Genomic DNA, 26,347 nt, shown 5'->3' with positions numbered 1-26,347 from the left:
GGTCTCTGAGTCCAAAAGCAGATTCCCTGCGGGAATGACAACAAGAAAGCGACTGCGGATGCGGTTTAGTCCTTCAACAAGTTGATCTGGTCCACGTTGAGGGTCTGGCGCGTACGGAAGAGCGAGATGATGATGGCGAGTCCCACAGCAGCTTCGGCCGCTGCCACCACCATCACGAAGAAGACGAAGATCTGTCCTGAGACCTGGTGCCACATATGCGAGAACGCCACGAAGGTCAGGTTCACTGCGTTCAGCATCAGCTCAATGGACATGAAGATGGTGATGACGTTGCGCTTGATGAGGAACGCCGCCACGCCGATGGAGAAGAGGACAGCTGCGAGGACGAGGTAGTACGCGACGGGAACCATCGTCTACAGCTCCTTCCGCGCCAGCACAACGGCGCCGAGAATCGCGACAAGAATCAGGATCGAGGTGACCTCGAAGGGCAGCAGCAGCGACGTGAAGAGCACGCGCGAGATCTCGGTGATGTTCGAGGTTGCGTTGGAGAGCTCGCCGCCGAGGTTCGTCAGGCCGAACTTGTCGCGCTCGGAGAGGAACGCGAAGGCGAGCACGCAGAAGATGGCGGCGGCACCGGGGAAGCCCGCGATCGAAGCGATGCGTGAACCCTTGGACTTTACCTCTTCGCCAGCGTTCAGCAGCATGATCACGAAGACGAAGAGCACCATGATGGCGCCCGAGTAGACGATGACCTGGGCGGCCGCGAGAAACTCCGCGCCCAGCGACCAGTACAGCACCGCCAGCGACAGCATCACCACGATGAGCGAGAGCGCCGAATTGATGGGGTGACGCTGCGCCAGCAGGTTCAGACCTGCCAGCACCGCCAGCACACCGAAGATGAGAAATAGCGCGAGTTGCATCAGCGTCCAGGTTCTCTCGAGGCGGGACGTCGTCCGTCCGCCTCACTTGCGTTCAGATGGTTGGCTTCGTACCGATTGTACTGCGCCGTTCGCGGGCTGAAGCCGTCAGCCGCGGGCGGAAGTGCTAACCGCGATAGGCCAGCCACAGAGCCGTGGCCAGGATGTTGAGGATCGCAACCGGCATCAGGAACTTCCAACCGAAGCTCATGAGTTGGTCATAGCGGAAGCGCGGCAGCGTCGCGCGCACCCAGATATAGAGGAGCAGGAAGCAGAAGACCTTGAAGACGAACCACAGCACCGGAAGGATCATCGAGAGGATGCCGGTGGCGAAGACGTGGTCGAAGAGATGACCGAAGGGCGAGCCTGCTCCTCCGAAGAACAGCAGCGTAGCCACGCAGGAGACCGTGATCATGTTCGCGTACTCCGCCATGAAGAACATCGCGAACTTCATCGAGCTGTACTCGACGTGATAGCCGATGATCTCGCTCTCAGCCTCGGCGAGGTCGAAGGGTGCGCGGTTGGTTTCGGCGTATGCAGCGATCATGTACACGAAGAACCCGACGACCTGCAGGCCGCCGAAGATGTTCCAGCTGAGCATGCCATAGTGCGACTGCGAGTTGACGATGTCGCGCAGCGAGAGCGAACCGGCGCGAAGCACCACGCCCACCAGCGACAGGCCGAGCGCGAGCTCGTAGCTGATCATCTGAGCGGTGGAGCGCAGGGAGCCGAAGAGGGTGTACTTGTTGTTCGCGCTCCAGCCGGAGAGCGTGATGCCGTAGACGCCGACCGAGGTGATGCCAAGGATCACCAGCAGGCCAATGTTGAGGTTCGCGATCTGGAAGGCGTCGACGCCCGTCTGGCCGATGAGGTGCTGCTGCCCGAAGGGAACCACGCCGACCGAGATCATGGCGCAGCTGAGGGCGATGACCGGCGCCAGGATGAACAAGGGACGCTCGACGGCGAGCGGCATCATGTCTTCCTTGAGGAAGAGCTTGATGCCATCGGCCAGCGGCTGGAAGAGGCCGAACGGGCCCACGCGTGAGGGGCCCCAGCGGTTCTGCAGGCGGCCAAGGAACTTGCGCTCGAGCAGCACCGTGTAGGCCACGCCGGTGAGTGTGATGACGAACACCACCACGACCTTGACGAGGGTCAGGAGCAGAAAAATCTGAAGTTGGCTTAGATGAGGCATGAGTAGATAGCTTCTAGCCCTTAGCTCCTAGCTTCTAGCCAATACATCAGCAGCGGCTGTCGACTGCGTGATGCGGCAAATGTTGAGTTCTCGCTAGAAGCTAGAGGCTAGCAGCTAGCAGCTTCGTTCTAGTCGGCGGCAAGATGGTCGGCCACCTCAACAGACTGGTGGCGATCGATGGCTTTGAGTGAGGGCGAATACTTGGTCAGCGAGCCCGAGGTGAACAGCGTGTCGGAGGAGGGCAGCACGAGGTCCTTGCGGTTCTCGATCTGCACCAGGCCCTGCGTTGCGGGAGCGATGTGCTGGTCGTTGCCGGCCAGCAACTTCAGGCGCGAGAGCTGGTCGTAGCCGGGCACCACGCGCTGGATCTCATCGAGGATGGCGAAGGGATCGAAGGGCGAGAGTTTGGGCTCCATGCCGTGCGCGGTGAGCCATACGGCGTGGCGGTCGGCTTCGCCCGACTGCGCGCCGCGGGACTGCCCCATGTCGGCGCGAAGGCCTTTGCCGAAGGGAACGAGAGACTTCACCTCATGACCAATCTTGTCGGCGAGGCGAACGATCAGCTCGAAATCGGAGCGAACACCCGCGCGGTCGGCGGCCTTGGCGACAAGCTGCAGATCGCCGTAGGAGTTGGTGATCGAGCCACCCTTCTCGTAGAGCGAAGCGGCTGGCAGAACGACGTCGGCCAGTGCCGCGGTCTCGGTGAGGAACAGGTCCTGCACGACGAGGAAGGTCTTCGTGAGCGTGGCGGGATCAACGTTGTAGCGAGCCACCGGATTCGAGCCGACAACGTACAGTGCGGCGAGGTTGCCGGCTGCCGCAGCGTCGAACATGGCCAGCAGATCGAGGCCGGGATCGGTGGGTGCGGGACGGTTGTTCGCGCTGTACTCTCCGGCGATGACGCCAGAGGCAAGCGGCTGGTAGCCGGGGAGTGCATCGGGCAGCACGCCCATATCGGAAGCGCCGCGCGAGTTGGCATAGTCGCTGAGCAGGGAAAACTTGGCATGGGGCAGAGCCGCGACCAGGGCTTTGAGTTCGCCGCCGCGGACTTCATTGCCGACGACGACCACCAGCTTCTCTTCGGCCTTCACGGCATCGCGGAAGGCCGACATCGCATCGGCCTGGGCGACGATCGAGGCGGCCTCGGCGGCTGTGTCATCGCCCGCAAGGTAGCTGGCGAAGGAGCCGTAGCCGAACTGTTGTACCTGGAGGAAGGCCTTCGCCTGACGGCGGAGCTTGATCTCTTCGTGATTCGCGATGTACACGCGGGCGCGGTTCTGGCGCACGTTGGTGCGGATGTTCCACGCGGTCAGGGGAGCCTGGTTGGTGGGGTCGCCGCCGACCAGCAGGATCGCGGGGGACTTCTCGACACAATGCTGCGAGGCGAAGCGGGCGCGGCCATCGGGCAACGTCGTGCCCTCAAGCGCCTTGGCGAGTGTGTAGAAGTCGGCGGTGCGGTGGTGATCGATATTGTTTGTTCCCAGCACCGTGCGCGTGAACTTCTGCAGCAGGTAGTTCTCTTCGTTGGTGGTGCGGTTGGAGCCGATGACGCCGACGGACTTCGGGCCGCGATGATCGCGGGCGTCGGCGAGGCCCTTGGCTGCGGCGGCCAGCGCCTCCTCCCAGGAGACGGGAGTGAGCTTGCCGGCTTTGCGCACCAGAGGCTGCGTCAGGCGCTCGGAGCTGTTGTTGAAGTCGAAGGCATATCGTCCCTTGTTGCAGAGGAAGTCGCCATTCATGCCGCTCTTGTCGCGGTTGTCGCCGCGGATGATCTCGCTGCCGTCGGCAACCGAGCGCACACCGAGGGTCACCTTGCAGCCGTCGCCGCAATGCGTGCAGGTGGTGGCGACGTGGTTCATCTCCCACGGCCGGGTCTTGTAGCGGTACGCGCCGGAGGTGAGCGCACCCACTGGGCATGCATCGATGCACATGCCGCACTGCTCGCAGTCGAGCTGCGCGATGTTTTCGGGCGAGAGCTGCGCGGGAACGTTGGGCGCGATGACCGAGGACGAGCCGCGATTTTGAATGCCCAGCGCGAAGACGTCCATGCCCTCGCCGCACATGCGCACGCAGCGGTAACAGAGGATGCAGCGGGGGCGATCGAAGTACACCACCGGCGACCACTGCTGCTCCTCGCGATGATTCTTCGGCTCGGTATAGAAGCTCTCGGCCGCACCGTACTTGAAGGTCATGTCCTGCAGCTCGCACTCGCCGCCGGCATCGCACACGGGGCAGTCCAGCGGGTGGTTGCCGAGCAGCAGCTGCAGTGTCGCCTTGCGGGCCTGCGCGATCTCGGGCGACTCGGTGATGACCACCATGCCTTCGCCCACGGTAGTGGTACAGGCGGTCGCCAGCTTGGGCTGCTTTTCGATGCGCACCACGCACATGCGGCACGCAGCCTGCAGCGAGAGGCCAGGGTAGTAACAGAAGGCCGGGATCTCAATGCCTGCGGACTTGCAGGCATCAATGAGCAGGGTACCCGCGGGGGCGGTCAGCTTCTTACCGTCTACGGTGAACGATACGTCCGCCATCTCTAATGCGCTCCCGCGAGCTCCGGCTCGCCGTAGGGTTGAATCTGAATCAGCGGATGGTCCACGCGCTTGCCTTCGAGGTACTCCTCGAACTCCGAGCGGAACTTCTTGATGAAGCCGAGCGTGGGCATCGCTGCCGCATCGCCGAGCGGGCAGAACGTGCGGCCCATCATGTTTTCGGCGAGGTACTGAATATTGTCGATGTCCTTCTTGTTGCCGGCGCCGGCATGGAAGCGCGTCAGCGTCTTCTTCAGCCAGTCCGTGCCTTCGCGGCAGGGAATGCACCAGCCGCAGGATTCATGCTGGTAGAACCTGATCGTGCGCAGAGCGAACTCCACGATCGACACGGTCTCATCCAGCACCACAATGCCGCCTGAGCCGAGCATCGTTCCGGCCTTCGCCATCTGGTCGAAGTCCAGACCTACATCGATCTCATCGGCCTTCAGCACCGGGCAGCTTGAGCCACCAGGAACGACAGCCTTCAGCGCCTTGCCACCAGGGATGCCCCCGGCCACTTCATAGATGGCCTTGCGCAGCGAGTAGCCCATAGGCAGCTCGTAGACGCCAGGCTTGTTGACGTGGCCGGAGATGCCGAACAGGCGCGTGCCGCCGTTGCGTTCGGTGCCCAGCTTGGCGTACTCCGGCCCACCCATCAGCAGGATGTGCGGAACGTTGGCGATGGTCTCGGCGTTGTTGATGACGGTGGGCCCGCCGTACAGGCCGACGACAGCAGGGAACGGAGGCTTGATGCGCGGCACACCGCGCTTGCCTTCGAGCGACTCCATGAGCGCCGACTCTTCGCCGACCTCATAGGCTCCCGCACCCGTCTGCGTGACGATGTCGAAGTCCACGCCGTCTTTGCCGAAGATGTTCTTGCCGAGGAAGCCCTTGGCATACGCATCGGCGACGGCCTTCTCGACGATCTTCAGCAGGTAGCGATACTCTCCGCGCAGATAGATGAAGCCCATCTTCGCGCCAATAGCGAGGCCAGCGATGATCGTGCCCTCAATGATGGCGTGAGGATCGTGCAGGAAGATGACGTGATCTTTGCAGGTGCCGGGCTCGGATTCGTCGCCATTGACGAGCACGTACTTCGGCTTCTCGCTCTGCTTGGGCACGAAGCTCCACTTCATGCCCGTCGGAAAGCCGGCGCCACCGCGCCCGCGAAGGCCTGAGGCCTTCATCTCATTGACGATCCAGTCGGGACCATTTTCGAGCGCCTTCTGAACGGCCTTGTAGCCATCGAGCTCCAGATACCTTTCGATATCGGCTGCGCCCTGGCCAAATCGGCGCGATATCACGCGCACTTCATCGGGATGGGAGACGAGTGTTGGCAATGCAATTTCCCCTGAAACAGCCCTGAGCCCTCATTCTATACCTCGATGCTTGTGTGTCGCGACGCTCAAGGCCGAACTTCGTAAGCCTCTTGCAGACGTTTTGCAAAATCTGTGTTGCTGCGCTGCACACGCTGCGTTCATTTCGCGCCTGCAAGCTCTGCCTTCGACGCAATGCGAGCGTCTCCGTGCCCAGAGAGCGCAGTGATTGCGAGCAGTGCGATCATCGGCACGGCCGCGACCCAGTACCAGTCGCCGCCCAGGAAGAGCAGGGCGATCGCAGGCGTCACATAGGCCGTCAGCAACAGCCAATTTGGAGCGCGACCTGCCAGCAGCACGAGTGGAAGAAGCAGCAAGGTCACATCGTGCAGGAACAGGTGGTAGCTGAGCAGGATCGCTCCCAGCACCGCGATCGCAAAGGCGCTGTCGAGGCTCGTGCTGCGGCGCATCCAGAGCGCGCATGCGGCAAGCACCACGCAGGATGCCAGCGCGACGACCAGCAGTCCCACATGCGGCGAGAGCCAGCGGGTGGTGCAGGCGTAAAGCAGGCCGCGCAGGTTGGCCATGGCCCTGGGCTCGAGGATGATGGTCTGCGCTGCCGCGCTCTGGCTTGCTCCGCTGGTGAGCGTGATCAGCCGCAGCAGTGCGCGGATTCCGTGGATGCCGACAATAGCAACGCAGAGCCCAGCAACGCCCGCTCCCGCTGCGATGAAGCCCGCGGCGAACTTCCATCCGCGGCGGACGGCCAGCAGGATCGCCATTGGGATCGCCAGTTGGAACCGGAAGAGCGCGAGCGCCAGCGCTGCGCCAGCACCGAGATCGTTGCCCCGATCCATCTCGCGCCAGCACAGGCACACGCAGAGCAGGAAGAGGATCGAGTCCTGCCCCTGGGCGAGCGCCAGCAGCAGCGGGGCGAAGAGGAACATCGCCAGCCCGGGGCTGGGGTTGACGACGGGCAGGATGCGGCTGAACGGTCCACGCGCGACCAGGACGCATAGCAGCATCAGCACAACGTTGAAGACCATGAACGCGCGGTAGGCGGCCTTGAAGGGCAGCAGTGCGAAGGGTGCGTCGACCAATGCTTCATAGGCCGGGTGGTTGAAGTACAGTTGCAGGCGCGCGGGCGAGACCTGCTCGTTCTCGACGCGGGCCTGCGCGTCCAAGTCGTAAAAGTGGGCTCGATCCGTGCGCAGGAGATAGCCTGCGGCGTAGAACGTGCGGAAGTCAGGCGACTTCCCGGGAAGGCTGGTGACGTAGGCGCTCAGACCCTCGAAGATCGCGAGCAGTATCACGCAGCCAATAAGAAACGGCGTGAGCTTGATTGTGGAAGACGCTGCCAGAGAATTCCGTGTCATGCGGTCGGATCCTGGAGGGAAGACAAGGCGCCATCAAGCATCCCAGAACGATGATCTTCCGAGAGATACAGGCTCTTCCTGTGGAAGCAGCATGCCAGCAGCACTAAGGTGAGGAGCGCCAGCAGGAAATTCCATCGCTGGCCAAGTACGAAGAACACAACGTTGGGCGCGAGGACGCCGAGCAGGGTAAAGCCCATTGGAAACCGCGGAGCCAGCAATCCCAGTGGCAACAGCACAAGGGAGAGATCGTGGAAGTTCATGTGGTAGCTGATTACTGCAGCACACAGCAACGCGACTGCCACTGCCAAGCGGTCGGAACCGCATCGCCTGGCCCGCCAGATGCTGGCGCCGAGAGCGATAAGGGAGGCCATCGCGACCAACAAAAATGCGGTATGCGGGGCGAGCCGGCTAGTTCCGCAGACGTAGAGCAGGCCTCGGAGGTTGGGCATGCTGCCGGGGTAGATCCCCAGCGTGTGCTGGACGATACCGCTCTGTGTTCCGGCGAGGCTGCTGTCGGCGATGAGGCCGAACCACTGTTGCAATCCAGCGCGGCCTACGAGACCAAGGCAGAGCAGGGCAACACCAGCGCCGCCGGCAAGGAAGCCTCCCGCGAAGCGCCAGCCCCGGCGCGCGGACACGATCAGCGCGATGGGCAGGGCGAACTGGAACCGGAAGAGCGCGAGCGACAGAAGGAGTCCCGCTGAGACATCCTCGCCGCGCTGGATCGCTCGCCACATGAGAGCGCAGAGCAGCAGCAGGAGCAGCGAATCCTGCCCGTGCCAGAAGGCGACGAGGACGGGAGCGAAGAGGATCAGCATGAACCCGGGCCACTCGTTCTCCAGAGCCAGTGGACGCGCGAGATCGTCCGGTGCGGCGAAGAAGATTGCGAGCAGCAAAACCGCGTTGAATGCCATGAACGCGGCGTACGCCGTGGAGAAAGAGAGTAGCGCGAAGGGCGCGAAGAGCAGAGCCTCGTAGGCGGGATGGTAGAACGGCAGCACGATCGGCGCGGGGAAGACGAAGCTGTCTTCTACCTGCTTTTGCGCATCGAGGTTGTAGAGGCTGTGCGGCGCGGTGCGAACGAGGCGACCGGCAGCGTAGAACGATCTGAAGTCGGGACCGCTGGTGCGGCTCTTCAGGGCGCTCACACCCAGCAACTCCATCAGCGCCAGAAGAAAACAGCAGGCGATGAAGAAGGGAATCCAACGGCGTCGCAGCGAAGCGCCGCCGGGCACGCTACTTTACGTCCGTGCCGCGGCCCGCAGCGTAGTCGTCCAGTACCTGGTCCATCTTGGCCGGCGTCAGGTTCTCGTGGAAGTCGTAGTTGACCTGCACGGCAGGAGCCCAGCAGCAGGCGCCGATGCACTCGACTTCTTCGAGGGAGAAGAGGCCATCGTCGGTGACGCCCTTATGGCCGATGCCCAGCTTGTGCTTGCAGTGATCCAGCAGCTCGAAGCCGCCGCGCAGCATGCAGCTGATGTTGGTGCAGACCTGCACGTTGTACTTGCCGGCAGGCTTGGTGCGCAGCATGGAGTAATAGCTGAGCACGTTGCGCACATCGAGTTCGAGCAGATCGAGACGCTGGGCGATCTCCGCGACGGCTTCATCGGAGACGTAGCCGAGGTCGTCCTGCGCGTAGAGCAGCATCGGCACCAGCGCCGAACGCTGCACCGGATAGATCGTGACCAGCTTGTCGAAACGCGAGGCGGTAGCAGGAGAGAAGATCGAGTTGGCGATAGCGGCCATAGCTCCTCTAGGGTATAGGGTTCAACGCTCAGGGCCAAGAGGGACGGCGCGGAAATCGATACGCGATGTTGCGCGCATCGGTCGTCAGGCGGGGTAGAGCATCTCGCGGGTGAGGCGTTCGGCGGCCATGTCGAGCTCTTCGGGAGCTTCGCTGCCGATGGCTACCGTTCCGTCTTCGTGGATCGCGAAGGGCAGGGCAGCGCCATCGCTCGCGGTCACCTCGGTGGGGGTGAAGCGGAGCCAGCGGGCGCCGACGCGGAGGGTGATGGAGTCAGGCGAGACCTCGGTGACGGCGTGCTCGGCGGCGTTGAGTCCGTGGGCGGCGGAGTAGACGCGCAGCATGGAGGCCCAGGAGGTCCAGAGTTCGGCTTGGAGCTGATCGGTCATCGTGGTGGTACCCCCCTCCCCCCCCCTGTTTTGTGCAAATGTTCAAAATAGAGACTTTAGGGGTGGACCTTCCCATTTTGGTCTTTGCGGCGGAAGCTGCTAGCGTCGGTTCGCGGTTTAGCGCGCAGGGTAAGGCCCTGTGACCATGATAGCGGGTTGGGGTGGGTGATTGTGCCAGGGGCGTTATCGCGGAATCGCCTGGGGTGGTGCGCCGTTTTGTGTGGAATGGGGAGGCACTCCCATTGACAGCAACCATCGAGCGGAGAAGCGAGGTCTTTGAGGGAGCAGGACCTGTCCGAAAGCAGGTCTCTCCGCTACGGCCGCAAAGTGCGCGGCCTTCGGTCGAGATGACACATTGTTCGTAGTTTAGACAGTGCTTCGGACTTGGAGTTTGGCTCATCGGTGGTGCCGGGGTTCGCTGGCTCTTTCCACGGTGCGGTGGGTTTGCCCCATTCTTCGCTCAGGTCCTCCCATGTTGGGTTGGTCAGTTCGACCAGAATGATTTTCTTGGCGCGCGACCATCGTTTCAGCTGCTTCTCGCGCGCGATGGCGTGATTCACATAACCAAAGGACTCGTAGTAGACGAGACGGTGGCAGTCAGAGCGGCTGGTGAAGCCCTCGAAGGTGCCCTCGCGGTGTTGCTGGACGCGAACACGGAGATCCGACGTGAAGCCGATGTACAGCGTTCGGCTGCGGCTGGCCATGATGTAAACGAAGTAGGTATGGTCGCGCATGCGCTGCTCTGGCTCCGCGATGGAGGGAGAGTACTACGCGGCATAATGCGCGGATAGAGGCCAATTTCGCCTCTCCCTCATCTGTGTCATCTCGAGCGAGCCCAGCGAGCCGAGGGGGAAGTGGAGAGACCTGCTTGCCGTCACTGCGATCCTGCTCACGGCGCGGTCTTTCCAGCAGGTCTCTCCGCTGCGGCCGCAAAGTGCGCGGCCTTCGGTCGAGATGACACATTTTGGGTGGTCCACTATTGGGCCCTGAAGGGGTAACCTGCCGTTCGTGCTTGGATTCGGAAGAGGCGGCGCGAGCGGTTTGTGTTCCCACCCATGCGCGATGGAGCCGCACATGGATGGGGCACGCGGCATGGTTTTAGCGAGAGAAGCCAAAACGGGGATCATCCCAGTGCGGCATGAACAGCTTGGTAAGGAGCTGTTCTGCTAACTGTTGCTCCGGCGGCCAAGTGTCATGCACCTCGAAAGAATTACGCAGAGCTAAGCGGACGTCTTTCGGGATCACAATCCGTCCATCCGCATCGAGTGTGACGCGTCCCGCTTCAGTTGGCTGCGGATGCCTGCTGCTCGACGGGTCGTGAGGTGCAGCCACAGGGAAGAGAGCATATGAGATGACGTTCTCGGCAAGGTCGCACCAAATCCATAAATTGCGGCCAAGGTAGCTCACTCGGATGGAATTTGACTCATCGCCGTCCTCAAATTCAACTGATCCGAGCTTGGCCATCGGCGCAAGCTCTTCGACGAAGCTGAACATGACAGCCCTCAGTTTCGCCCAAAACTTGAAAGCTGTTTCAGCCCGATACTGTGCTGTAGAAAAAGCGTTCGTGAACGGCGATGGCAGTTCGTATTTAGTCTTCATCTGTCGATGGCTCCGAGGACGATGTCGATGCTGCCGATGATGGCTACCACGTCGGCGATGAGTTTGCCTTTGCACATGGTTTCCAGGGCTTGGAGATTGGCGAAGTCGGCGTTGCGCATGTGGACGCGGACGGGTTTCGCGGTGCCGTCGGAGACGACGTAGTAGTTCATCATGCCGTGGGGGGCTTCGACGGAGGAGGTGACCTCGCCGGCGGGGACCTGGAAGCCTTCCGTGACGATTTTGAAGTGATGAATGAGGGCTTCCATCTGGGTCTTCATCTGCTCGCGGTCGGGGACGAGGATCTTGGGGGCGTGGGCGACGACGCGGCCTTCGGGGAGGCCTTCGAGGGCCTGGCGGCAGATCTTGACGCTCTCGCGCATCTCCTGCATACGGACTTCGTAGCGCGCCCAGACGTCGCCGACGTTGGAGACGGGGACGTTGAACTGGAACTTGGCGTAGGCGTCGTAGGGCATGTCGCGGCGAACGTCGAAGTCGACGCCTGACGCGCGCAGGGGCGGGCCGGTGACGCCGAGGGCGACCGCGTCGGCGGCGCTCAAGATGCCGACGCCCATGAGGCGATTGCGCCAGATGGGATTGTTCTGCAGCAGGCCTTCGTACTCGGCGATCTTGGAGGGGAAGTCGTCGAGGAATTCCTTGATGGTCTTGAAGAGGTCGAGGGGTGGCTCGAGCGAGACGCCGCCGATGCGGACGTAGCTGGTCATCATGCGCTGGCCGCTGACGGCTTCGAAGATGCGGAGCAGCTGTTCGCGCTCGCGGAAGCAGTAGAGGAAGACGGTGAGCGCGCCGATGTCCATGGCGTGGGTTCCGAGCCAGACGAGGTGCGACTGGATGCGGGTGAGCTCATTGAAGAGGACGCGGAGCCACTGGGCGCGCTCGGGGACTTCGAGCTGGAGGAGCTTTTCCACGGCCAGGGCGTAGGCCGTGTTGTTGGTCATGGGGCAGAGATAGTCGATGCGGTCGGTGAGGGGCGTGACCTGGTTGTAGAACTTGGCTTCGCAGGTTTTCTCGATGCCGGTGTGGAGGTATCCGATGTCCGGGGCCATGGAGACGATGGTCTCGCCGTCGATCTCGATGACGAGGCGGAGCACGCCGTGGGTGGACGGGTGCTGGGGTCCCATGTTGAGGACCATGGTGTTGTCGGAGATGGGATCGGAGCCGTGGGGCTTGTGGTGCGTAGCCACGTCCGCGACGACGTCCTGGACGTCGGGGATGAGGAGGTCTTCGGCGGCGCGGAAACCGGCGAGGGTGGCGCCCGTGGAGTCGGTGGGCTTGTTCTTGTCTTCGGTAAAGGGATTGTGTTCGAGAACTGGGGTCGACATTAGCGGTAGCCCTCCACGGGGTAGTCCTTGCGCAGGGGATGACCGTTCCAGTTGTCGGGCATCATGATGCGGGTGAGGCGGGGGTGTCCGGCGAACTTGATGCCGAAGAGGTCGAAGACTTCGCGCTCGTAGAAGTTGGCGGCGGGATAGACGCCGGTGACGGAGTCGATGATGGGGGACTCGGAGTCGAGGCGGGAGATGATGCGGATGCGCTGCTTGAGGGCGTGCGAGAGGAGCGAGTAGCTCACCTGGAAGCGGGGCTCGGACGGATACCAGTCGACGGCGGTGCAGTCTTCGAAGAAGTTGTAGCCGGCGGCCTGGGCGGCCTTCATGGCGGCGATGAGGGTCTCGGGTGCGACGGTGAGGGTGAGCTCGCTGCGGTCCCACTTGGCGTCGGTGATGAAGGCTTCCAGCGCGCGAACGGCGACGTGGTCGGCGAGGGCTTCGGCGACGGCTTGCTTGCCGAAGACGGCTTGCGGGGTCGAGGGGTTGATGATTGGGTCAGCCATGAATGAGGGTCCTGAAGCCAGGGTTCGGGGCCGAGGGCCAAGGGCCAAGGGCCAAGCAATGCAATTCGAGGAGAGCTAGAGGTCGGCCTTGTCGCTGGACCAGTTGAGGATGCCTTTTTTCCAGACATAGAAGAGGCCGACGGCGACGAAGCCGAGGTAGACGAGCATCTCCCAAAAGCCGAACATGCGCGAGCCGGTGATGGCGGGCAGGCGGCGGTAGATGACGGCCCAGGGCAGCATGAAGACGGCTTCGACGTCGAAGAGGATGAAGAGCATGGCGACCATGTAGAAGCGCACGCTGAAGCGGCTGCGGGCGTCGCCGACCGGGTCCATGCCGCACTCGTAGGGCTCGAGCTTGACGCGGGAGCGCTTGTGCTTGCCGATGAAGTACGACATGGCGACCATACCGCCGGCCACGGCGAGCGCGACGAGGACCTGGAGCGCCAGAGGAATGTATTGCCAGATGTACGGGACTGGGGTTTGAGCAGGCATGGTCAGGTTAAGTGTAGGAGCGCGGGTGTTGAGGGTCAAGGATGGTGTGCGATCCGCTGGTTCGTCCGGTGCCGAGCGCAAGTATTTGCGGTGAATTCGGGGACCGGAGGCTGAGGAGTACACTCTCACTAGAACCCCCGGGGCCCCTTGTATTCTTCCGACACGATGCTGGACAGCGGTATTTACCTGCGCGATCTGCTGACGGACGACTCTTTCCGTGGCCGGCCGCGGAGAGTTCGCGACGGGAATCGCGAGTCGATGGCGTTGCGGCGGTTGTCGCGGTCGTTTGCGGCGCAGCCGGAGTCGGTGCTGCAGGAACTGGCGAACACGGCGGTGGAGTTCTGCGGCGCGGATGGCGCGGGAATCTCGCTGGAAGAGCCGGAGCGTGACAGCTTTCGCTGGGTGGTGGTGGCGGGGAGTTTCTCAAAGTATCTGGATGGACGGGCGCCACGGCACTTCAGCCCGTGCGGAGCGTGTATCGATTCGGGCCGGCCGCAACTGTTCCGGGCGTCGAAGCTCTATTACGATCGCCTGGGCGTACCCGCCCGGCCGGTGACCGATGGCGTGATGATTCCGTGGTCGACCGAATCGTTGAACGGCACGCTGTGGGCGGTGTCGCATACGTCGGATGCGGCGTTCGACGAGGAAGACTACGCTCTGCTGTCGAGCCTGGCGGACTTTGCGTCGATCATTGTGCGGCACCAGCATCATCAGAGGCTGCTGCATGAGAGCGCCAAGGCAGTCGCAGTCGCGGAGATGGCGCATCACCTGGCTCACCGGATCAACAATCCGCTGCAGAGCCTGACGAATACGCTGTTCCTGGCGCGGCATGATCCAGCGAACGCGCAGGCGTACCTGGAACAGGCGGAGAGTGACCTGGCGCTGCTCTCGGCGCAGGTGGCCACACTGCTGGATGTGTCGATTGCGGCCGTACAGACGCGGCGTGTGCCGACGGATGTTTTGCCGCCGTTGGTGGTTTAGCGGGTGAGGGTCCGGAGCTTGTCGTAGGCCGAGAGCAAAACGAAAACGTACCCCAGCGGTTGAAGCCGTGACCTGCCATTCGTGCCACTTCGTTAGAGGCCCCTAGAAGAACGAGGTGTACCAGCTGAGTACGGGGGCGGAGAGCAGTGCGGCGAAGAGGCCTCCGATGGACAGGAAGGTACCGAGCGGTACCGCGGTCTGGGAGTCGGCTCTTTTTTGTGCGAGCAAAGAGACGGCGTAGAAGGCGCACAGCAAGACACCGGTGAAGAGCGCGAGGATCGACGGCCCGAAGCCGAGGAAGGCGGCGATCATCGCCATGAGCTTGGCGTCGCCGAGGCCTAGGCCTTCCTGCTTGCGGACGGCTTTGTAGAGGGCTCGTACGGCGAGCACCAGGCCGGCAGCGAGGACGATGGCGAGGAGTCGGCTCATCACATAGTGCTCGGGACCGGTGAGGACCATGGTGCCGGCGTCCTGGGTGGCTCCGGCGCTGGAGATGGGGTTGCGTCCGTGGAGAACGACTTCATCCTCGTGTGGCCCGAGGTAGGCGCTGCGGACGCAGGCGAGCAGGAAGCCGATGCCGGCGCCGGTGAGGGTGAAGGCGTCGGGCAGGGTGTGGGTCTGCCAGTCCATGACCATGAGGCCGATGAGCAGGAAGCCGAGGACGAAGACACCTGTCATCTGGATGAGCGTGGGCATGCTGAAGGTGCTCACGGTGGGTATGAGGGTCGCGGAGCCGAGGCTCGAGGCCTGCTCCGCGGTGATGATGTAGACGCGTGTGACGAGAGCGGCCCAGCAGCCGACGCCCAGCTCGACGAGGGGATAGCGCCAGGGGATGGTGGAGCGGCAGGAACGGCAGCGGGCGCGCAGCAGGATCCAGCTGAGGATGGGGATGTTGTCGTACCAGTGGATCGTCGCCATGCAGCGCGGGCAGTGGGAGCGCGGCCTCACGATGCTCTCGTGATTGGGCAGGCGGGCGATGCAGACGTTGAGGAAGCTGCCGAGCACGAGGCCCGCGAGGAATGCGATCAACTCGAAGGGAAGCAGCATCGTGCTTCAAGTGTATAGGGGCCTCATGGAGAGCCCGTGGGTCACTTCTGTGCGGCTGCCGGTGGGCGAATTGCGATGGGGATGATGGTGGAGATCAGGACGACCGCGGCGAGGATGTGGAAGCCGGTGCGGTAGTTTCCGGTGGCCTGGCGCGCGTGGGCGACGAGCAGTGGCCCAAAGGCACTGGCGGCTCCCCAGGCGGTGAGCATGAGTCCGTAGATGGAGCCGACGTTGGTGGGGCCGAAGTAGTCGGCAGCGAAGGCCGGCATGGTCCCGAAGCCGCCGCCGTAGCACATGAGGATGACGAAGGCGATGACGGTCAATGCCGCAGCCGAGCTCGTGCCTGGAAGCAGCCAGAAGAGCGCGACCTGCAGGAGGAAGGTGATGATGAAGGTGATGCGGCGGCTGAGGAGATCCGAGACCCAGGACCAGAAGACGCGTCCCACGGCATTGCCGATGCTGACGATGCCAACCATGCCGGCAGCCGCGACGACTGTGACCTTGGCAAGCTCCTGAAAGACGGGAGACTCTTGCGAGATGAGCGAGATGCCTGCACTGGTGTTGAGGAACAGGATGAGCCAGAGGGCCCACCACTGCCAGGTGCGCAGAGCACCGCTGAGGGTGTAGCTGGCGGAGGTGCGTTGGGCAGTCAGGGCTGCCGAGGGCGACCAGCCGGCAGGCTTCCAGTCGGGCTCGGGGTTGCGCATGAAGAGCGCGGCCAGCATGCCGAGGATGGCGTAGACGATGCCAAGGTACAGGAAGGTGTGCAGCACGCCGACGCTGGCGATGAGCCTGGTCGCAACGGGAGCGGTGATGAGCGCGCCGGCGCCGAATCCTCCCACCGCGATGCCGGTGATGAGGCCGCGGCGATCAGGGAACCATTTGACCAACACAGCGACGGGAACGATGTAGGCGAAGCCGAGGCCAATGCCGCCGATCAGGCCGTAGGTGAGGTACAGGGTGGACAGGCTGTTGGCGGAGAGGCTCGCGAGCGCGGTCCCGAGGCCGTAGAGGAAGGCTCCTGTGAGCGCGACGATCATGGGGCCGACGCGGCTGATCCAGAGTCCACCGAAAAATGCCGAGAAGCCGAGCACCAGAATGCAGATGGTGAAGGTGAGCGTGACCTGCGAGATGGACCAGTGGAAGGACCTGGTCAGCGGCGTCCGGAAGACGCTCCAGGCGTAGACGGATCCCAGGACGACCTGCAACACGATTCCAGCAAAGGCGATGCCCCAACGATTGACTTTCACGAGAGTGCCCTCGGTCGTTCGATGCCGCTAACGTGTGTGCGGCGCTAGAAAAAGGAGGCGCGGCCATGGGGGGCGTGCGGAATTGGCACCGGGAAGCCACGTAGCGGATGTTTTCCTTCGAATTTGGTGTGAGGCTGCAGGATGCGGATCAATTTCGATTGATCCGCATCCTGTCGCACCAGCCTCGCGGGGCCTGCTGGCGGCTCTCATTTCGCCAGCACGCAACCCGCCTCGATCACCGGTCGTATCGGCTGCGGGGAGGAAGACCGCAGCACGGTCGTGCCGGTGTTGTGTCGCGTGGGTGTCCGGAGACAAGTTCCCACGCGCCCGGTCCTTATTTCTGCGCAGTCAGCACCGGCTTCGGTGTTGGCTGCGGCTTCTGCGCGGACGGCTTCCCTGCGTTCCGCAGCGCCGGTAGGGTTGCCGGGCCATGGATCCGCGCGTTGAGGTCATTCGCCAGGTCGTCAAAAGATCTTGCGCTGTTGGTGTTGTCTTGTCGGGAGATGCAGGTGCGGCCACATCTCCAGGCCGGAGCCATTGCGTGACTGCAGGGATCTCTCGCATCAGCGCTTCGCTGGTCTTGCCTCGACTTGGAATGTAGGGGGAGGGGAGAGAGCGGACTGTGACTTGGAACACAAGCAGATGTGAGCGCTGGGTTACGTTGTGCGATCAGCGAGCCTACAGAGATGCTGTCCGGTCGCGCATCCCGCGATGCACGATGCACTCAAAAGGATGCAGTAATTGCAGTGCGAATCTGCGCTTCAATCATGCGTGGAAGCCGCATATTTACAAGGGTTTGCGGCCACACGGTAGCAATGCGCGGTACTCACAGGAAGACCTTGGAGCGGCGTGCAACAATCTCGCGCTGGCTGGGTTCCTACTAAGCGAAGGGAGTTATGCCGGAGACGGCTGGCTCTCACAGCGATCGATGCCCTGGGTGGGATTGAGGACTCGGTTGCTGGAGGAGGAAACACAATGCGGAACTTACGCAATCTCGGCAAGCTGGGTTGGCTGGCAATCCTTGGTCTGTTTCTATTGATGCCTGCGAAGAAGGCTAACGCCCAAGTATCGGTGGGAGTTGGGATCGGCGGCCCGGTGTATGGCGGACCGGTGTATGCGGAGCCAGGATGTCCGTACGGCTACTACGCGAGCTATCCCTATTCGTGCGCGCCTTATGGTTACTGGGGACCTGACTACTTTCTGAATGGCGTCTTCATCGGCGTAGGCCCGTGGTACCACTCGCACTGGTACGGTGGCGGCTATGGTCGTGGCTATGGCTACGGTGGCCGGGTAGGTTATGGCTATGGCGGGTATCGTGGCGGCTACGGTGGTGGCTATCGTGGTGGATATGCGGGCGGCTACCGTGGCGGTTATGCGGGTGGCGGAGCTCGCGGCTTTGCCGGTGGTGGTGCAGCTCGTGGCGGCTTCGGCGGCGGAGGCGGAGGCTTCCATGGCGGTGGCGGCGGAGGCTTCCACGGCGGCGGTGGCGGTGGACGTCGCTAAGCGCGCCTGACTGCTTCACAGACTCATAGGAACGCAATGCGAAAGCGGCTGCCAGATGGCAGCCGCTTTTGTTTGTCTGTAATCGACTTTAGAACTTGAGCAAGAGGAGCGGAATCACGATGCCGAGGATCAGCAGCGTAGTGACCACGATCTTGTTGCTGTTGTACTTGTAGGACATGTAGATGCCGCTGAGGGTCGAGGTGAACAGACCGACGGCGACGATGAGGAAGAAGATCTTCTCGGGCAGGTGGGACTTCTGCGGGGGCGGAGGCGTTGCGGGAGCGGTGGGGGCCGGCGCCTTCATCGCGGGGGTGGAATCTGCGGGAGCCGTTGCCTGCGGCTTCGAGGCGTCGTCGCCGTCGTGATGATGCTTGCCGCCTTCGGGCGGTGCGAGAGCGTCGCCGTCAGCCTTGCGAGCGTCGGGGCCCGGGGCTTTGGTTTTGGGCGGGGGCATGACGTCGGTCTGCTTCTTGTGGATCTGGGCGAGCACCATGATCCAGCGGGCGGGCTTGTAGCTGGAGCCGCGAGTGGTCTCGTGCAGGCTGAACGTCTGCAGCGCTCCGGTGAGGGAGAAGAAGAGCAGCGCGGGGGCGATGAACACGCCGACGTAGAGGTGTACCTTGCGCAGGACGCGGAGGAAGCTTGCAGAAGCGGATGACATAGGATTGCGCTGATTCTATGTCATCCACTATCGAATTCCGTCGCGATCTTGCGCAGCGGGGATGAAGTCTGGTTCATCCGGCGAAGTTGGGACGTGTGGGCACTAGCAGCAGGTTTCTCCGCTGCGCAGGACGGTGAAGCTGTCCCGCTTCGGTCGAAATGACACATCCTTCGAGGGGTTGGAGGTCCATCGACAGCTCGTCGAAGCCGAGACTCTATCGCCCCTTAGAAGTCCACATGTGTGCGGACGCTGAAGACGGCGACGGGACCGCGGTCCTGGTCGTAGCCGGGGTGAGCTACGAACTGGAAGTCGAAGGCGGTGAAGAGGCCGCGCCAGTTGTGTGCGTTGTAGTAGGCCTCGAGGATGTCCTCGCGAGCGTAGTTCAGGGCTCCGTCGCCGAGCAGGAAGCCGAGGCCTCCGAGCGCGAGGTACTGCTGGTGGTCGCGCTTGATGGCGTTGCTGATGAAGACGACGCCTAGCTTGTCGTTGGGGCGCGGCTGGCCCCAGAACTTCCAGCGTGTGCCCTTGAGGTCGCCGCCGAGCTCGAAGGTCTGGTCGACCTCGGTGTAGGCGTAGCTTTCGTGCTGGCCTTCGTTCCAGCCGAAGCGGCCGAAGAGGCGCGCGTCGTCGGTGATCTCCTGCTCGAAGTTGAGCGTGACGCCGTACTTGACCGTGGTCTGCTCGGGATGGGCAGTGATGACGGGCGTGGCGGTGGGATTGCCATGGGCGCGGGCGAAGAGGGCGAGCTCGTTCTGGACGCGGTAGTCGCCCATGTTGGCGTGGTTGACGTAGCCGAGGAGACGCACGGTGCCCTGGCGTTTGGGATCGAGGAGATGCGCGGGAAGCCAGGCGAAGGGCGTGCGGCGGTACTCAAGCTCGACGTTCTGGCCGCTGGCGCGGCGAAGGTTCCACTGGAGGTCGATGCCGTTGGCGATGGTGGGCATGAGCGCGAGGGCGTAGCGCGCGCTCCACTGCTTGTCGTCGTATTCGAAGATGCCGGCGTAGGTGTAGCCGCGGGTGTCGGCGGCGTAGTCCCAGGCGCCGTTGTTGTCGGCGGTCCAGTTCATGAACTGCAGGTGGGAGTCGGAGCCGGGGCCGTTGAGGTCGAGGACGTCGGGCAGACCCATTTTGCCGAAGCGGAGATCTAATCTCCGTTCCGGCACGCGGGTAGCGAGCGCGAAGGGAGAACGCTCCTGGTCGACCATCTTGTCGGTGAAGCCGATGGTCTGGTGGAGCTGGACGCGAGCGAGGTAGGGGATGGGGCCGAGCGAGGGATTGCGGACGACGTCGAGGTTGGTGAAGCCGGCGAGACCAAGGGCCTCGGAGATGCCGCGGCCACCGGCGGACTCCTCGTCGTAGATGGCGTCGAGCTCATACCGTGGATTCGCGTTCACCTCATAGCCGAGGAAGAGGGTTCCGACGAGCGAGGTCTTGTACTCTCCGCGCGCGAGCATGGAGTTGGTATCCGAGTAGGGCGAGTGGAAGCCGGGGTGGGCCTGGAAGATGATGTTGGCCTGGCCGGTGATGAGCCAGCGCTGGGCATCGGGATGGGGGAAGAGGGTGAGCGGCGTGGTCGCGGCTTCGGGCTCGTCTGCGTCGGGTTTGTCTGCGGGCGCCTGGGCTGGCGCGGCCAGCGCGGTGTTGTCGTCGGCTGGCGGTGCGTCGGGCAGTGGCGATTGCGCCAGCGCGAGGCTGGGGGCGGCGAGGCAGACGAAGAGCAGCAGCGCGGCGGGGCGCGGAAGAGGAGTTCGAGTCATGAGCAGATACAAGAAGGGCGTGATCGAGCCTAGCAGGCGCGAGTGACTTGAGGGTGAAGGGTCCGCCATGAGAGGAGTGCTCCGATGACGGACCAGGGTAATTCGGGTTCGTCGGTGGTTGGGCTGCTCGCTGAGATGCTGGTTGCGCTGACGGCTGTGCCAGCCTCCAGCAGGGACCAGACGCAGGTGAGCGGGCAGCGTGTTTCGCCGGTGGCAATGAACCTGCGGATGAGGCGGGTGCGGATGACGGGTAGGGTCATGGGGGCTTCTCCTTTCTGTGTCTTTATCGGCACGGGAATACACTTTTGATAGGATACCCCGGTAGGGTATTAAGGAAAAGCTAAAATGTGCGCAGACAAGCGGCGGACGGCAGCGGCAAAGGGTGGGGACGGGATCGAGGACCGCGAGCGGCTGAAGCTGCTGAACCGGGTCAAGCGCATCCGGGGGCAGATCACGGCGGTGGAGCGGGCGCTATCGGAAGACGATGACTGCCCGGACGTGCTGATGCAGCTGGCGGCGGCGCGTGGGGCGATCAACAGCCTGATGGCCGAGGTGCTGGAGGACCACATCCGCCTGCATGTGGTCGGCAAGAAGGGCGCTGTGCCGCCCGAGATTGCCGAGGATTTGATCGACCTGGTGCGGGCGTATCTGAAATAGCAGCGGCTGCGCCGTTAGCCGCTGCGCGGGTAGCTAGCTTCGCTCGGTAGCGCTTCGCGTTAGCGTGAGCCCCCGCAGGTTATTTGCTTCGTGCTCCTACGGCGACCAGGGCGATACCTCCGACCAGAGCTATTCCGCTGAGGATCGGGGGTATGGGCACGCTTTCTGTCTGTTTGTGCTCGATGTCGAGCGGACCGATCTTGGCGTCCTGCTTCTCGTGGGTGAAGCTGAAGCCGCCGATGGCGAAGCCGACGATGCCGACGAGGATGAGGACGATTCCGATGAGGGTTGCGGGTTTCATGGGCAGCTCCAAGAGGTAGAAAAAACAACAGAAGATTGGGAAGGCGTATCCCAGAGATGCGAGCACGCGAAGTGGTGCGCTGGTCGGCCGGCCGAGCCGTAATGGAACGGACCGATGCTGGTTGTGATGCGATCGAAGAAGAATTGTTTGCGTGCGTTGACTCTGCACAGGACATGGAGCTAATCTGCGATGCAACACGGGAAAGGAGGGCGATCCAACTCTATGAAGATTGGTAGTACTTGGAAGACACAACGTGAGGTGACTGAGGCTTAGGGCAACGTGCTCTAGACCTGGCAACTTACCGTCTGTAGTTGAACGCAGACTCCTGCCGAGGCCCATCCGGGGACGGGTGCCCTCAGGTCAATCCCCACAGTCCACCGCCGAACGGCCTGCCATAAGTGGCAGGCCGTTCGCTTTGGCGCATCGCGTATGATCGCAGCACGCGCACGATCCAGACTCTACCTGATGCCTGAAGAGAAGCATTTACCAGCACTTGACGGTTTGCGAGGGGGAGCCATTCTCCTTGTGCTCCTCTTCCATGCGTGCTCGGTCCCTAGCAATGAGGTGGTGTCGCGGCCGGCGATCTGGTTGAACCATGTGGCGCAGTTCGGGTGGACGGGCGTCGACCTGTTCTTTGTCCTCTCGGGGTTCCTCATCACGCGGGTGCTTCGCGAGCACAGGCCCGCGTCGAACTACTACGGAGTCTTCTTTGCCCGGCGCGCGCTGCGGCTGTTTCCGCTGTACTACCTGAGCCTGCCGATCTACTTCTGGATCTGGCCGGTGCTGAGCGCGCACTCTGCGTTCTTCCGGCTGCACAACGCCGGGGCGTTCGGACGGGCAGAGCAGCTGTGGTACTGGTTCAATCTCTCCAATTGGCGAACGGCGTTTGTTCCCCTGCTGGTTCCGATGGTGTCGCACTACTGGACGCTTTCGATCGAAGAGCAGTTTTATGCGTTCTGGCCGTTCGTGGTGCGGCGGTTGGAGCGGCGAACGCTGGAAATGGCGGCGGCCTTGGGAGTGCTGGCCGTGATCGGGCTTCGCTTCCTTCCGGTGGTGACGCGGCTGAATGCGGAGTATCCAAACTTTCTGTATCGCCTGACGCCGTTCCGGATCGATACGTTGCTGGTAGGGGCGTTGCTGGCGCTGCTGCTGGAGCGCTTTTCTGCGCGGAGATTCGTCGTGGTGGCGCTTCCGATCTTTCTGGGTTTGCTGGCGTTGACGCTGCGGATGGTGGCGCAGGGAACGTTCGACGGACGGCTGGGCTATAGCGCGCTTGCGGTGATGTATGGCTGCCTGCTGCTGTTGTGTCTCGGGAGCAAGTGGCTGGGAACAGCGTTCTCGTTTGCGCCGCTGCGGGTCTTCGGGAAGTACAGCTACAGCATCTATGTGTTCCATCCGCTGGTACTGACCGCGGTGGCGATAGGACGGCAGCATTTTCTGGCCGGGCGGCTCGTGGTCCCGGGGCATCGGTATGGCAGCCGCGTGGTGGAGACCTGCGTGGATGTGCTGCTGAGTCTCGGTGTGGGGCGGCTGACGTGGGTGCTGATCGAGTGGCCCCTGCTGCGGTTCAAGCGGCACTTCCGGTATGCGATGCCGGCGAGGTCTTCGAGTTCGCAAGGACTCGCGACACAGACTCCAGTCGCTGGATAGCGTTAAGATTGAGAGATGGATAAGGAACTCATTATTGCGGGACGGGCCTTCCGGTCGCGGCTAATTGTGGGGACGGGAAAGTACAAGGATGGGCCGGAGACCAAGGCGGCGATTGAGGCCTCGGGCGCGGAGATGGTGACCGTGGCGGTGCGGCGGGTGAACCTCGACCGTTCGAAGGAATCGTTACTCGATTACATCGATCCGAAGAAGTATTTTCTGCTGCCGAATACTGCGGGCTGCTACACGGCGGAAGAGGCGATCCGCGCGGCGCGGCTGGCGCGTGAGGTGGGGCTGAGCGACTGGGTGAAGATCGAGGTCATCGGGGATCAAGCGACCTTGTATCCCGACGTGCAGGCGACCGTGGAGGCGACCCGGGTGCTGGTGAAGGAAGGCTTTACCGTGCTGCCGTACACGACGGATGACATCGTGTTCGCGAAGCGGCTGATTGATGTCGGTGCGGCTGCTGTGATGCCGCTTGGTGCGCCGATTGGCACGGGCCTGGGCATTGCGAATACCTACACGCTGCGCATGATGCGCGAGCTGATTACGGAGGTGCCGCTGGTGGTGGATGCGGGCCTCGGTACGGCGAGCGACGCGGCGCTGGCGATGGAGCTGGGCTTCGATGCGGTGCTGCTGAATACGGCGATGGCGGGCGCGAAGGACCCGGTGCTGATGTCGAGCGCGATGAAGAAGGGGACCGAGGCAGGGCGGGAAGCGTTCCTGGCGGGACGGATGCCGAAGAAGCTGTATGCTACGGCGAGTTCGCCGCTGGAGGGGATTTCGAAGTAAGGGCTGTCCGCGCAGGCCAGCCCAAGTCCTCGTCTACCTGGTCGTGATTTCCGCGAGCAGGTCGGTGGCGGTGGTTCGGTCTCCGTGTTCGTGGCTGATCTTCTCGAAGAGCACCTTGCCGTGGGTGTCGAGGATGAAGGTTGAGGGGTAAGCGGTCTCATGCGGCGCGTCCCAGCGGAGGCCGTAGAGGTTTGTGACGGCGTAGTCGGGGTCGATGACTAGCTGGATGTTCGAGGGCAGGTCAGCCTGTTTGGCGAGGAACTCCTTTGCGCGCTGATCGAGCTCCGTGGGCGGCCCGGGATAGACCAACAGCACAGTTGTCTTCCTGGCGGCGAAGTCGGCGCTGTGCAACGCGAAGTCATGCACCTGCTTGACGCAGTACGGGCACTGGTAGCCGGGAAATCCGCGCAGGATGACGAGGATGGTGGTTCCCCTGGGCTCCAGCTTGCTGAGCCGGATGGGGTTTCCGGTGGGCGTGGAGAGGGCGAAGTCCGGAGCCTTCGCGCCTATCGCAGGCGTCTGGGCGATAGAAGCTAAGCCACTCCCGAACCAGGGGAGAAGCGCGGCTGCAGTGAAGAGGGTGTGGCGAATCCGGGCGGTGATCCGGCGGCGGCGGTGCACGGGGCTGTTCATGATGCTCTCCTGGCAAGATGCGTGTCTTGTTTCGATGAGACTCGAAATGAGAGCTGAAGTTACAAGACTCCTCCGGCGCCGGGGATCAATCTCTTGTCAGAGATCCGCTTCGTTTGATCTCCTGACCGAAGCAGAGGAGATCGCCATCGGGAGTGCGGATGAGGAGTTCGCGCTGGCCATAGGCTTTGTCGGCGGGGCCGTGGACGTCGCCGGGTGGTAAGGCGTCGAGCTTTGGCTTGAGTTCCTGATAGATGGCTTCAACATCCTTCACGTCGATGTAGTAGCGGAAGTTGCGGATGCCGTGGGGCGGGGCTTCGGGGTCGTCGTTGCGGCGGCCCCAGATGCGCATGCCGGCGGGGCCGCGCTGGACGTAAGCGTAGTCGGCGTCGTGGATCAAGACCTTGAAGCCGAGCAGGTCGCGGAAGAAGGCGATGGTGCGCTCGAAGTCTGAGAGCGGGACGTGCATGAAGGGTGTGATCTGGAGGATGTTTTCGTCGCTGGGCATGGTCGGCTTGGGGCGGAAACGGCTTCGCGGAAATTCTACGCCGGGCCGACGGGTAGGCTTGCAGTGACGTGCGGCTCTGATAGGCTGGATTCGCTTTGAAGCCCTGCCAATTGAAGGAGAAGACGATGCGTAGCTGGAAGCTTGGTTGTTGTACGGCGCTGATGGGCGCGATGTTGACGATGTCTGCGACGGCCCAGATGGGCGGCATGGAGATGAAGGCGCCCGAGATTGGTTCGGCGGTGAACCCGGCGGCGGCGATCCAGCGGGAACTTGGGTTGCTGGAGCACGACATCGTGCCGCTGGCGAAGGCGATGCCGGCTGCGAACTATAACTTCGCGCCGAGCCAGGCGATCTTCGCGAGCTCGCAGAAGACGGAGTTTGCGACGGTGCGGTCGTTTGGGCAGCAGGTGGTGCATGTGGCCGAGGCGAACTTCTACTTCTACATGTCTGTGAGTGGCGAGAAGCCCGATGTGGACATGAAGGCGTTGCAGGCGATGGAGAAGAGCCCGGCGGTCTCGAAGGAAGTTGCCGTGAAGGCGTTGGAGGATTCGTTCGCGTTTGCACACAAGGCGATTGCGACGATCACGGCGGAGAATGCGTTCCTGGCGATCAAGCCGGTGGATGGGATGAATACGCGGGCGACGCTGGCGACCTTCGGCGTGGCGCATGGGTATGACCATTACGGGCAGATGGTGACGTACCTGCGGATGAATGGGTTGATTCCGCCTTCGAGTGCGCCGCAGCCGAAGTAAGGACGGCGACAAGCGAACGTAGCGGCGCGAAGGACGCACACCAAGGTGCGCAACGGAAGCGTTGCGGCTTTGAATGAGGGAACGACGAACGCGGTGTTTGCGGAGTACGCAGGGTGGCGCGGCGTGGATTCGCTGCGGTCCGTTGCGTACTTTGCGGCCACTGCGTTTGTTGGTTTGTGATGCGGTGACTGGCATCAGCCGCCGGCGATGGCTCCGAGGATGATGAGGGGCTCGCAGGCTTCGAGGATGGCGGCGGGTAGGGTGTCGTCGTTGCGGTGGTGGGACCAGTCTTCCTCGCAGACGAAGAAGCGGAGGAAGGCGCGGCGTTCGCGGGTGACGTGGTCGCGGATGGTGCCTTCGAGCATGGGGTAGCGGGCTTCGAGGGCGTCGAGCGTGCGGCTGATCGTGACGGGAGCTTCGACGTCGATGGTGGTCTCGTAGCCGGTGATGGTGGCGAGGCGGCGGAGATGGAGCGGGAGCTCGACGCGGATCGATGGCATC

The 26,347-nt window shown here is 62.8% G+C and carries 29 protein-coding genes; 6 read left to right on the top strand and 23 right to left on the bottom strand.

Going from position 1 to position 26,347, the window contains the following annotated elements; genetic code table 11:
• Nucleotides 1-65: 65 nt before the first annotated feature.
• From nuoK to AC5E6W_RS07760, 14 genes are all read right to left on the bottom strand, one after another.
• The gene (gene nuoK, locus AC5E6W_RS07825; RefSeq protein ID WP_491751714.1) at nucleotides 66-368 is read right to left on the bottom strand and encodes an NADH-quinone oxidoreductase subunit NuoK; all 303 of its coding nucleotides are present in this window, start codon (nucleotides 366-368) and stop codon (nucleotides 66-68) included.
• A 3-nt stretch (nucleotides 369-371) separates the two neighbouring features.
• Complete coding sequence (locus AC5E6W_RS07820; RefSeq protein WP_491751713.1) at nucleotides 372-878, bottom strand: NADH-quinone oxidoreductase subunit J family protein; 507 nt, start codon at nucleotides 876-878, stop codon at nucleotides 372-374.
• 124 nt (nucleotides 879-1,002) lie between these two features.
• Entirely contained in the window at nucleotides 1,003-2,067 is a 1,065-nt protein-coding gene (gene nuoH, locus AC5E6W_RS07815) for an NADH-quinone oxidoreductase subunit NuoH (protein WP_491751712.1), read from the bottom strand.
• A gap of 128 nt (nucleotides 2,068-2,195) precedes the next feature.
• Nucleotides 2,196-4,598, bottom strand: coding sequence for a molybdopterin-dependent oxidoreductase (locus AC5E6W_RS07810; RefSeq protein ID WP_491751711.1), 2,403 nt, complete (start codon nucleotides 4,596-4,598; stop codon nucleotides 2,196-2,198).
• Nucleotides 4,599-4,600: 2 nt separating this feature from the next.
• On the bottom strand, nucleotides 4,601-5,935 hold the full coding sequence (gene nuoF / locus AC5E6W_RS07805) for an NADH-quinone oxidoreductase subunit NuoF (protein ID WP_491751710.1): 1,335 nt from the start codon (nucleotides 5,933-5,935) through the stop codon (nucleotides 4,601-4,603).
• Nucleotides 5,936-6,072: 137 nt separating this feature from the next.
• A complete protein-coding gene (locus AC5E6W_RS07800) occupies nucleotides 6,073-7,287 on the bottom strand; it encodes a glycosyltransferase 87 family protein (protein ID WP_491751709.1) in 1,215 nt (404 codons plus the stop codon).
• On the bottom strand, nucleotides 7,284-8,435 hold the full coding sequence (locus AC5E6W_RS07795; protein ID WP_491751708.1) for a glycosyltransferase family 87 protein: 1,152 nt from the start codon (nucleotides 8,433-8,435) through the stop codon (nucleotides 7,284-7,286). The genes AC5E6W_RS07800 and AC5E6W_RS07795 overlap by 4 nt, the downstream gene beginning before the upstream one ends.
• An 88-nt stretch (nucleotides 8,436-8,523) precedes the next feature.
• On the bottom strand, nucleotides 8,524-9,033 hold the full coding sequence (locus AC5E6W_RS07790) for an NADH-quinone oxidoreductase subunit NuoE family protein (protein ID WP_491751707.1): 510 nt from the start codon (nucleotides 9,031-9,033) through the stop codon (nucleotides 8,524-8,526).
• 84 nt (nucleotides 9,034-9,117) lie between these two features.
• Entirely contained in the window at nucleotides 9,118-9,420 is a 303-nt protein-coding gene (locus tag AC5E6W_RS07785; protein WP_491751706.1) for a transcriptional regulator, read from the bottom strand.
• A 314-nt stretch (nucleotides 9,421-9,734) separates the two neighbouring features.
• Complete coding sequence (locus AC5E6W_RS07780; protein WP_491751705.1) at nucleotides 9,735-10,154, bottom strand: GIY-YIG nuclease family protein; 420 nt, start codon at nucleotides 10,152-10,154, stop codon at nucleotides 9,735-9,737.
• 364 nt (nucleotides 10,155-10,518) lie between these two features.
• Complete coding sequence (locus AC5E6W_RS07775; protein ID WP_491751704.1) at nucleotides 10,519-11,019, bottom strand: hypothetical protein; 501 nt, start codon at nucleotides 11,017-11,019, stop codon at nucleotides 10,519-10,521.
• Complete coding sequence (gene nuoD, locus AC5E6W_RS07770; protein ID WP_491751703.1) at nucleotides 11,016-12,359, bottom strand: NADH dehydrogenase (quinone) subunit D; 1,344 nt, start codon at nucleotides 12,357-12,359, stop codon at nucleotides 11,016-11,018. Before nuoD ends, AC5E6W_RS07775 begins: the two co-directional genes overlap by 4 nt.
• Complete coding sequence (locus AC5E6W_RS07765; protein ID WP_491751702.1) at nucleotides 12,359-12,868, bottom strand: NADH-quinone oxidoreductase subunit C; 510 nt, start codon at nucleotides 12,866-12,868, stop codon at nucleotides 12,359-12,361. Before AC5E6W_RS07765 ends, nuoD begins: the two co-directional genes overlap by 1 nt.
• A 75-nt stretch (nucleotides 12,869-12,943) precedes the next feature.
• The gene (locus tag AC5E6W_RS07760; protein WP_491751764.1) at nucleotides 12,944-13,360 is read right to left on the bottom strand and encodes an NADH-quinone oxidoreductase subunit A; all 417 of its coding nucleotides are present in this window, start codon (nucleotides 13,358-13,360) and stop codon (nucleotides 12,944-12,946) included.
• Nucleotides 13,361-13,507: 147 nt separating this feature from the next.
• On the opposite strand from AC5E6W_RS07760, the gene AC5E6W_RS07755 reads away from it, so the two are divergent.
• Entirely contained in the window at nucleotides 13,508-14,341 is an 834-nt protein-coding gene (locus tag AC5E6W_RS07755; RefSeq protein ID WP_491751701.1) for a GAF domain-containing protein, read from the top strand.
• Between the two features lie 102 nt (nucleotides 14,342-14,443).
• Here AC5E6W_RS07755 and AC5E6W_RS07750 read toward each other — a convergent pair whose 3' ends face one another.
• Together AC5E6W_RS07750 and AC5E6W_RS07745 are read right to left on the bottom strand one after the other, a co-directional pair.
• Nucleotides 14,444-15,388 carry a prepilin peptidase gene (locus AC5E6W_RS07750; protein ID WP_491751700.1) on the bottom strand — a complete coding sequence of 315 codons (945 nt, stop codon included), beginning with the start codon at nucleotides 15,386-15,388 and terminating at the stop codon, nucleotides 14,444-14,446.
• A 41-nt stretch (nucleotides 15,389-15,429) separates the two neighbouring features.
• A complete protein-coding gene (locus AC5E6W_RS07745) occupies nucleotides 15,430-16,638 on the bottom strand; it encodes an L-lactate MFS transporter (protein WP_491751699.1) in 1,209 nt (402 codons plus the stop codon).
• A 975-nt stretch (nucleotides 16,639-17,613) separates the two neighbouring features.
• Between AC5E6W_RS07745 and AC5E6W_RS07740 the strand changes: the two genes are divergently transcribed.
• Nucleotides 17,614-18,141 carry a hypothetical protein gene (locus tag AC5E6W_RS07740; protein ID WP_491751698.1) on the top strand — a complete coding sequence of 176 codons (528 nt, stop codon included), beginning with the start codon at nucleotides 17,614-17,616 and terminating at the stop codon, nucleotides 18,139-18,141.
• Between the two features lie 88 nt (nucleotides 18,142-18,229).
• Here AC5E6W_RS07740 and AC5E6W_RS07735 read toward each other — a convergent pair whose 3' ends face one another.
• From AC5E6W_RS07735 to AC5E6W_RS07725, 3 genes are all read right to left on the bottom strand, one after another.
• On the bottom strand, nucleotides 18,230-18,802 hold the full coding sequence (locus tag AC5E6W_RS07735; protein ID WP_491751697.1) for a PepSY domain-containing protein: 573 nt from the start codon (nucleotides 18,800-18,802) through the stop codon (nucleotides 18,230-18,232).
• Nucleotides 18,803-19,026: 224 nt separating this feature from the next.
• The gene (locus tag AC5E6W_RS07730; RefSeq protein ID WP_491751696.1) at nucleotides 19,027-20,559 is read right to left on the bottom strand and encodes a carbohydrate porin; all 1,533 of its coding nucleotides are present in this window, start codon (nucleotides 20,557-20,559) and stop codon (nucleotides 19,027-19,029) included.
• 29 nt (nucleotides 20,560-20,588) lie between these two features.
• The gene (locus AC5E6W_RS07725; RefSeq protein ID WP_491751695.1) at nucleotides 20,589-20,819 is read right to left on the bottom strand and encodes a hypothetical protein; all 231 of its coding nucleotides are present in this window, start codon (nucleotides 20,817-20,819) and stop codon (nucleotides 20,589-20,591) included.
• 85 nt (nucleotides 20,820-20,904) lie between these two features.
• Here AC5E6W_RS07725 and AC5E6W_RS07720 point away from each other — a divergent pair, with 85 nt between their 5' ends.
• On the top strand, nucleotides 20,905-21,216 hold the full coding sequence (locus tag AC5E6W_RS07720; protein WP_491751694.1) for a metal/formaldehyde-sensitive transcriptional repressor: 312 nt from the start codon (nucleotides 20,905-20,907) through the stop codon (nucleotides 21,214-21,216).
• A gap of 79 nt (nucleotides 21,217-21,295) precedes the next feature.
• Here AC5E6W_RS07720 and AC5E6W_RS07715 read toward each other — a convergent pair whose 3' ends face one another.
• On the bottom strand, nucleotides 21,296-21,517 hold the full coding sequence (locus AC5E6W_RS07715; RefSeq protein WP_491751693.1) for a DUF3185 domain-containing protein: 222 nt from the start codon (nucleotides 21,515-21,517) through the stop codon (nucleotides 21,296-21,298).
• Between the two features lie 429 nt (nucleotides 21,518-21,946).
• Here AC5E6W_RS07715 and AC5E6W_RS07710 point away from each other — a divergent pair, with 429 nt between their 5' ends.
• Together AC5E6W_RS07710 and AC5E6W_RS07705 are read left to right on the top strand one after the other, a co-directional pair.
• Nucleotides 21,947-23,167 carry an acyltransferase family protein gene (locus tag AC5E6W_RS07710; protein WP_491751692.1) on the top strand — a complete coding sequence of 407 codons (1,221 nt, stop codon included), beginning with the start codon at nucleotides 21,947-21,949 and terminating at the stop codon, nucleotides 23,165-23,167.
• 15 nt (nucleotides 23,168-23,182) lie between these two features.
• Nucleotides 23,183-23,956 carry a thiazole synthase gene (locus tag AC5E6W_RS07705; protein WP_491751691.1) on the top strand — a complete coding sequence of 258 codons (774 nt, stop codon included), beginning with the start codon at nucleotides 23,183-23,185 and terminating at the stop codon, nucleotides 23,954-23,956.
• Nucleotides 23,957-23,989: 33 nt separating this feature from the next.
• Here AC5E6W_RS07705 and AC5E6W_RS07700 read toward each other — a convergent pair whose 3' ends face one another.
• Both AC5E6W_RS07700 and AC5E6W_RS07695 read right to left on the bottom strand, forming a co-directional pair.
• Nucleotides 23,990-24,589 carry a peroxiredoxin family protein gene (locus AC5E6W_RS07700; RefSeq protein ID WP_491751690.1) on the bottom strand — a complete coding sequence of 200 codons (600 nt, stop codon included), beginning with the start codon at nucleotides 24,587-24,589 and terminating at the stop codon, nucleotides 23,990-23,992.
• A gap of 85 nt (nucleotides 24,590-24,674) precedes the next feature.
• On the bottom strand, nucleotides 24,675-25,094 hold the full coding sequence (locus tag AC5E6W_RS07695; protein WP_491751689.1) for a bleomycin resistance protein: 420 nt from the start codon (nucleotides 25,092-25,094) through the stop codon (nucleotides 24,675-24,677).
• Nucleotides 25,095-25,219: 125 nt separating this feature from the next.
• On the opposite strand from AC5E6W_RS07695, the gene AC5E6W_RS07690 reads away from it, so the two are divergent.
• On the top strand, nucleotides 25,220-25,846 hold the full coding sequence (locus AC5E6W_RS07690) for a DinB family protein (RefSeq protein ID WP_491751688.1): 627 nt from the start codon (nucleotides 25,220-25,222) through the stop codon (nucleotides 25,844-25,846).
• Between the two features lie 194 nt (nucleotides 25,847-26,040).
• Here AC5E6W_RS07690 and AC5E6W_RS07685 read toward each other — a convergent pair whose 3' ends face one another.
• Nucleotides 26,041-26,346, bottom strand: coding sequence for a MoaD/ThiS family protein (locus tag AC5E6W_RS07685; RefSeq protein WP_491751687.1), 306 nt, complete (start codon nucleotides 26,344-26,346; stop codon nucleotides 26,041-26,043).
• Between the last annotated feature and the right edge of the window lies 1 nt (nucleotide 26,347).

Source organism: Bryocella sp. (genome assembly GCF_058498515.1).
This window is presented reverse-complemented; position numbering and strand designations above follow the sequence as displayed.

Coding starts and splice junctions, on each gene's coding strand:
- AC5E6W_RS07775 (WP_491751704.1), bottom strand. CDS start 11,019: ATGAAGACTAAATACGAACTGCCATCGCCGTTCACGAACGCTTTTTCT.
- AC5E6W_RS07685 (WP_491751687.1), bottom strand. CDS start 26,346: ATGCCATCGATCCGCGTCGAGCTCCCGCTCCATCTCCGCCGCCTCGCC.
- AC5E6W_RS07735 (WP_491751697.1), bottom strand. CDS start 18,802: ATGTCATCCGCTTCTGCAAGCTTCCTCCGCGTCCTGCGCAAGGTACAC.
- nuoD (WP_491751703.1), bottom strand. CDS start 12,359: ATGTCGACCCCAGTTCTCGAACACAATCCCTTTACCGAAGACAAGAAC.
- nuoH (WP_491751712.1), bottom strand. CDS start 2,067: ATGCCTCATCTAAGCCAACTTCAGATTTTTCTGCTCCTGACCCTCGTC.
- AC5E6W_RS07765 (WP_491751702.1), bottom strand. CDS start 12,868: ATGGCTGACCCAATCATCAACCCCTCGACCCCGCAAGCCGTCTTCGGC.
- AC5E6W_RS07800 (WP_491751709.1), bottom strand. CDS start 7,287: ATGACACGGAATTCTCTGGCAGCGTCTTCCACAATCAAGCTCACGCCG.
- AC5E6W_RS07785 (WP_491751706.1), bottom strand. CDS start 9,420: ATGACCGATCAGCTCCAAGCCGAACTCTGGACCTCCTGGGCCTCCATG.
- AC5E6W_RS07740 (WP_491751698.1), top strand. CDS start 17,614: ATGCGGAACTTACGCAATCTCGGCAAGCTGGGTTGGCTGGCAATCCTT.
- AC5E6W_RS07820 (WP_491751713.1), bottom strand. CDS start 878: ATGCAACTCGCGCTATTTCTCATCTTCGGTGTGCTGGCGGTGCTGGCA.
- AC5E6W_RS07700 (WP_491751690.1), bottom strand. CDS start 24,589: ATGAACAGCCCCGTGCACCGCCGCCGCCGGATCACCGCCCGGATTCGC.
- AC5E6W_RS07810 (WP_491751711.1), bottom strand. CDS start 4,598: ATGGCGGACGTATCGTTCACCGTAGACGGTAAGAAGCTGACCGCCCCC.
- AC5E6W_RS07695 (WP_491751689.1), bottom strand. CDS start 25,094: ATGCCCAGCGACGAAAACATCCTCCAGATCACACCCTTCATGCACGTC.
- AC5E6W_RS07710 (WP_491751692.1), top strand. CDS start 21,947: ATGATCGCAGCACGCGCACGATCCAGACTCTACCTGATGCCTGAAGAG.
- AC5E6W_RS07720 (WP_491751694.1), top strand. CDS start 20,905: ATGTGCGCAGACAAGCGGCGGACGGCAGCGGCAAAGGGTGGGGACGGG.
- AC5E6W_RS07790 (WP_491751707.1), bottom strand. CDS start 9,033: ATGGCCGCTATCGCCAACTCGATCTTCTCTCCTGCTACCGCCTCGCGT.
- AC5E6W_RS07705 (WP_491751691.1), top strand. CDS start 23,183: ATGGATAAGGAACTCATTATTGCGGGACGGGCCTTCCGGTCGCGGCTA.
- AC5E6W_RS07760 (WP_491751764.1), bottom strand. CDS start 13,360: ATGCCTGCTCAAACCCCAGTCCCGTACATCTGGCAATACATTCCTCTG.
- AC5E6W_RS07780 (WP_491751705.1), bottom strand. CDS start 10,154: ATGCGCGACCATACCTACTTCGTTTACATCATGGCCAGCCGCAGCCGA.
- AC5E6W_RS07750 (WP_491751700.1), bottom strand. CDS start 15,388: ATGCTGCTTCCCTTCGAGTTGATCGCATTCCTCGCGGGCCTCGTGCTC.
- AC5E6W_RS07725 (WP_491751695.1), bottom strand. CDS start 20,819: ATGACCCTACCCGTCATCCGCACCCGCCTCATCCGCAGGTTCATTGCC.
- nuoK (WP_491751714.1), bottom strand. CDS start 368: ATGGTTCCCGTCGCGTACTACCTCGTCCTCGCAGCTGTCCTCTTCTCC.
- AC5E6W_RS07715 (WP_491751693.1), bottom strand. CDS start 21,517: ATGAAACCCGCAACCCTCATCGGAATCGTCCTCATCCTCGTCGGCATC.
- AC5E6W_RS07730 (WP_491751696.1), bottom strand. CDS start 20,559: ATGACTCGAACTCCTCTTCCGCGCCCCGCCGCGCTGCTGCTCTTCGTC.
- AC5E6W_RS07690 (WP_491751688.1), top strand. CDS start 25,220: ATGCGTAGCTGGAAGCTTGGTTGTTGTACGGCGCTGATGGGCGCGATG.